The 5,128-nt window shown below is 63.4% G+C and carries 3 protein-coding genes and 2 pseudogenes; all 5 read right to left on the bottom strand.

Annotated features, from left to right (window positions below):
- Window positions 1–14: 14 nt before the first annotated feature.
- Window positions 15–122 (bottom strand): annotated as a pseudogene (locus GC127_RS23010) (IS5/IS1182 family transposase); the annotation flags it as partial.
- Between the two features lie 70 nt (window positions 123–192).
- Window positions 193–402, bottom strand: a pseudogene (locus GC127_RS23005) (SDR family oxidoreductase); the annotation flags it as partial.
- Window positions 399–1,568 carry an acetate/propionate family kinase gene (locus tag GC127_RS01200; protein WP_035745643.1) on the bottom strand — a complete coding sequence of 390 codons (1,170 nt, stop codon included), beginning with the start codon at window positions 1,566–1,568 and terminating at the stop codon, window positions 399–401. The gene GC127_RS01200 and the pseudogene GC127_RS23005, both read right to left, overlap by 4 nt.
- Window positions 1,565–2,959: a bifunctional enoyl-CoA hydratase/phosphate acetyltransferase gene (locus GC127_RS01195; protein ID WP_089258481.1), complete on the bottom strand. Its 1,395-nt coding sequence runs from the start codon at window positions 2,957–2,959 to the stop codon at window positions 1,565–1,567. Before GC127_RS01195 ends, GC127_RS01200 begins: the two co-directional genes overlap by 4 nt.
- 4 nt (window positions 2,960–2,963) lie before the next feature.
- The gene (locus GC127_RS01190) at window positions 2,964–4,721 is read right to left on the bottom strand and encodes an alpha/beta hydrolase (protein ID WP_051693716.1); all 1,758 of its coding nucleotides are present in this window, start codon (window positions 4,719–4,721) and stop codon (window positions 2,964–2,966) included.
- Between the last annotated feature and the right edge of the window lie 407 nt (window positions 4,722–5,128).

Below are 5,128 nucleotides of genomic sequence, written 5' to 3'. Positions count from 1 at the left end.
AATTAAGGGCTACGCGACATCTCGGGATCGAACCAGATCGTCAGCGATCCGCGGCGCTTGAGCGCTTCATTGTAGGATGGCCAGTTCCTGGTCTTGTAGGTTGGAGGTGTGGGTCTGCTCATGGATTCCAGCTACCACGCTGGATTCATGAGATGAATCCCAAAAGGGATTTGTGCAACAGAGCCCTTCCAACTGGCCGGGTTCACGCACATCGCAAGGAAGGAACAGCGGCGCACCCACTTCCTGCGCCACGGGTTCGACCCATGGCCGGGCCTTTTCATTAAGAAAGGTCAGCGCCAGCTCTGCCCCCGCCGCGCGAAAGGCCCTGGCGCAACCGGCGGCGATGCTGGCCTCATTCGCCACGCCAACCACGAGGCCGCGTTTGCCTTTCAGATCAATCATGTCGCTGCCTCTTCGCTGACGGCCTCCTGGGCGATGATGCTTTCCTCATCGGTCGGAATGACAAGAAGCTGCACCCGGCTGGCGGCGGTGCTGATCCTGCGCGACCCTGCTTCATTGGCATCGGGGTCAAGCTCTGCCCCAAGCCAGGCCAGCCGCGCGGCGACACGGGCGCGGATACCGGGCTGATGCTCGCCGATTCCTGCCGTGAAGACCAGCGCATCGATCCCGCCCATGCTGGTCGCCAACCGTGCCACCTCGCCCGCGATGCGCAGGCAAAAGAGGTCGATCGCCTCGGCAGCCTCTGGGCGCGTGCTGGCCATCAGCTCGCGGCTGTCAGCCTCGAAACCCGACACGCCCAGAAGGCCGCTTTCACGATAGAGCATGGTCTCGACCTGTTTCAGGCTTTGCCCCATTTCGCCCATCAGATGCAGGATCACGCCGGGGTCCAGCGCACCCGAACGCGTCGCCATCGGGATGCCGTCCAGCGTCGAAAACCCCATCGAGCTGTCGATGCTCTTGCCGCCCCGGATCGCACAAAGGCTTGCGCCGCTGCCCAGATGTGCGGCGACCACCTTTGCATCGGTGGCCAGATCGCCCAGTTGCCCGGCGATATAGCGGTAGGAGAGACCATGAAAGCCATAGCGCTTGATCCCCTGATCATAAAGCGCGCGCGGCAGGGCAAAGCGGCGGATCAGGGGCGGGTTGGTGGCATGAAACGCCGTGTCGAAAGAGGCTGTCTGTGGCACATCGGGGTAAAGCCCTCGCATCGCCCGGATCAGCGCAAGGCTTTGCGGCTGATGCAGCGGCGCAAGCCGCGCCAGCGCGTCGATCTGCGCGATCACCTGATCGGTGATCCGGGCTGGTCCTGTGAAGACATCGCCGCCATGCACAACCCGATGGCCGATCACCGCAAGGCGCGAAAGATTGAAATGCCCGGCCAGCCAGGCAAAAGCCTGGTTCAGCACGGCTGTCAGATCGCCGGGATCCGCTGTGATCGGGCCTGAAAAGGTCTTGCCCTCGCGCGTCAGGCGCACTTCGAAAGGCTCATCGCGGAAATCGATCACGCCCGAGGCCAGCGGGCGCGGCGCGGCGGCCTCCAGTGCGTAAAACCCCAGCTTGATAGTCGAGGATCCGGTGTTGAATGTCAGGATCAGATCGCGGGTCACGCCTTCCCCTCCGCTTTGCGGACCGCGACCAGCTTGGCCAGCGCAGCCGAGGCGATGCGGGCCGATAAAGGATCCGCCCGGCTTGTCAGAACGATTGGCACCCGTGCGCCCAGAACCAGCCCCGCGGCCGTGGCGCCCGCGAAATAGATCAGCTGTTTGGCAAGCATGTTCCCGGCCTCGAGATCCGGCACCAGAAGAATATCGGCCTCGCCCGCCACCTGCGAGACGATGCCCTTCGTCGCCACCGCCTCGGGGCTGATCGCATTGTCGAAGGCCAGCGGCCCGTCAACCAGCGCGCCCGTGATCTGGCCTCGAGCCGCCATCACCGTCAGCGCGGCGGCATCCAGCGTGGCGGGCATCGTCGCGTTCACTGTCTCGACCGCCGCCAGCACCGCGACCTTCGGCTGATCGCGCCCCAGAAGCCGCATCAGATCGACGGCATTCTGGCAGATGTCGCGCTTATGCTCTAATGTCGGTGCGATATTGATCGCGGCATCGGTGACGATCACCGGCTTGCGATAGGCGGGCACATCCATCGCATAGACATGGCTGATCCGGCGTTCGGTGCGCAGGCCGCCGCTTTTCGAAACCACCGCCGCAAGCAGTTCATCGGAATGCAGGCTGCCCTTGACCAGCACCTGGACCTTGCCACAGGCCGCCAGTTCCACCGCCCGCGCCGCCGCTGCATGGCTGTGCTCTGTCTCCTCGATCCGGAAGCCGTCAAGCGAGACCCCGGCCTCGGCGGCCGCCGCGCGAATCTTTGCGCCGGGACCGATCAGGATCGGGTCAAGCAGGCCTTCGTCGCGCACCTCGATCGCGCCAAGGATCGCGGATTTCGAACAGGGATGCACCACCGCCGCCCGCACCGGGGGCAATGCGCGGGCCTCTTCGACAAAGCCCTGCCAGCGCCCCTTCGGCAAGACCACCGCCTCGGGAAGGTCACCCGGCACCCAGGTCACCTGCTCGACCGGGGCCAGCACCAGCGCCTCGCCCGAAAGCACCACCTCGCCCCGCTGATTGCGGGCGGTGGTCGTCAGGCGGACACGGTTCTTGCCCTCGATCAGCTCGGCCACTTCAACTTCGGCGGTGATGGTATCGCCTGGCGAAACCGGCTTGTTAAAGCGGATCTGCTGGTCGAGATAGATCGTCCCCGGCCCCGGCAGGCGGGTGCCCAGCACCGCCGAAATCAGCGCCGCAGTCCACATGCCGTGCACCACGACATGGCCAAACGGCCCATGGGCGGCGAAACCGGCATCCAGATGCGCGGGGTTGGCGTCGCCGGAAACAGCGGCGAACAATTCAATATCCTTGGGACCGACGTGGCGGACAAGACTGGCGCGGTCGCCGATTTTCATCTGGTGAAACAGATAGTTGGTCAGAGTGCCGGTCATCTTGTCACCTCTGGAAAACATATGTGCCGGGCGCATCTGCCAGCGCGTTGCCCATTGCGGGCGGCGCGGCGGGGGCACCCGAACGCGCGGCAAGCCAGGCCTGCCAGGGCGTCCACCACGAACCCTCGGTTGCAGGATTGGCCTCGACCCAGGTCTCGGGCGGCAAAAGCGCGTCGTCATGGGCGCGGGTCGCCAGCCGGTAGCGGCGGCGCGGGTGACCGGGAGGAGAGACGATCCCCGCATTATGCCCGCCCGACGTCAGCGCGAAAGTCACCTCGCAATCGGTGAACTGGTGGATTTTGTAGACCGACTTCCAGGGTGCGACATGATCGCGCTCGGTCCCGACGGCAAAGATCGGCACCCGGATGTTCTGCAACAGAACTGTCTTGCCCCCGGCGGTGAAGCGTCCCGAAGAAAGCTCATTATTCAGATAAAGCCTGCGCAGATATTCGGCATGCATCCGATAGGGCATCCGGGTGCTGTCGGCATTCCAGGCCATGAGATCATTCATCGCCGTCCGCTCGCCCATCATGTAATCGCGCACCATCCGGGACCAGATGAGGTCATTCGAGCGCAAAAGCTGAAACGCCCCCGCCATCTGATCGGCAGAGAGATAGCCGCGGTTCCACATCATGCTTTCAAGAAGATGCAGCTGGCTTGGGTCGATGAACAACGCAAGCTCGCCCGGTTCGGCGAAATCGACCTGCGCGGCAAGCAGCGTCAGCGAGGCGAGACGCGCGTCCCCCTTCCCCGCCATGGCAGCCGCCGCGATCGACAGCAAAGTGCCACCCAGACAATAGCCGGTGGCGTGGATTTTCTGATCGGGCATTAGACGGGTGATCTCATCCAACGCGGCCATCACGCCCAGCCGGCGATAATCCTCCAGCGTCAGATCACGATCCTCTGCACCCGGATTGCGCCAGGAAATGGCGAAAACCGTGTGGCCCTGCGCCACCAGCCAGCGGATCAGTGAATTCTCCGGGCTGAGGTCGAGGATATAGTATTTCATGATCCAGGCCGGAACGATCAGCACCGGCTCGGGGTGCACGGTTTCTGTCGTGGGCGTATACTGGATCAGTTCGATCAGGTGGTTGCGGAAGATTACCTTGCCCGGCGTCACCGCCACATCGCGACCCGGTGTAAAGGCCTCGACACCCTCTGGCGGCTCCTGCCGGATCTGGCGGACGACGTCCTGCAGCCAGTTCTGCCAGCCCTTCACAAGGTTCATGCCTCCGGTAGCCCAGGTCCGTGCCACAACCTCGGGATTGGTGAAAGGGTTGTTCGAAGGCGCACAGACATCAAGGATCTGTTTCGCGGCAAAAGACACCACATCCTCGTGGTGCTTCGTCACGCCCGGAACCTCATGGGTGACGTTATGCAGCCATTGCTGCTGCAGCAGGAAAGCCTGCGACATCCAGCTGAAGGGCGGTTTCGCCCAGGCTTCACCGGCGAAACGGCGGTCGCCCGGCAAGGGCGTGATGACCGGCGCGGCCTGCGGATCCATCGCCGAGGCCATCAGATGCGCCATGAGACGCTGCCATTTGCGGCCCGCCTTGACGCCCAGTTCCATCTGCTTGCCCGGTGCCTGCGCCAGATGAAAGGCCCAGTCGACATAGGCCATCATCAGCGAGCCGGGCGAGACCCCGCCGCTGAGCTGTCCCGAGAGCGCCTCTCGTATGCGGTCAACGGCCTGAAAAGCCTCGATGCCAAGGCTTTCATCGCCGGTTGCACCCGAGCCATCTGATTTGGGAGTAAGGGCCATGTCGCGTCTCCAATTTACCGGCGGAAGTTAGCACAGAACTATCAACGAGTGTTGATCGAATTCAAAGAGTTCAAGATTTTTCTTGAACATAGGCATTGCGCCCAAGGCCCGATGCCGACGACATGTCGTAAAGCGCCGTCAAACCGCCGAAACAGCCGCCCCCGGACTGAACAGGCAAAGCATCGGCGTCCGGCGGCGGACACGGAATCCCCTGTCCCTGCCCTGATCATCATGGACGATTACCGGCAAAACGGCGCGACGTCGAGGCCATGACCCGGCCAATGCCGCTGGCACCAACGCCGGGCCAAGGCCGCGGCCTCAATCCGCCAGCACATCACCGATGCCAGTGAAGACACCACCGACCTGATTGAAGACACAGGCCCCCGCCAAGCGTACCTCATCGAAAA

It is taken from the genome of Roseovarius sp. EC-HK134 (assembly GCF_902498815.1).
GTDB lineage: Bacteria > Pseudomonadota > Alphaproteobacteria > Rhodobacterales > Rhodobacteraceae > Roseovarius > Roseovarius mucosus_A.
This window is presented reverse-complemented; position numbering and strand designations above follow the sequence as displayed.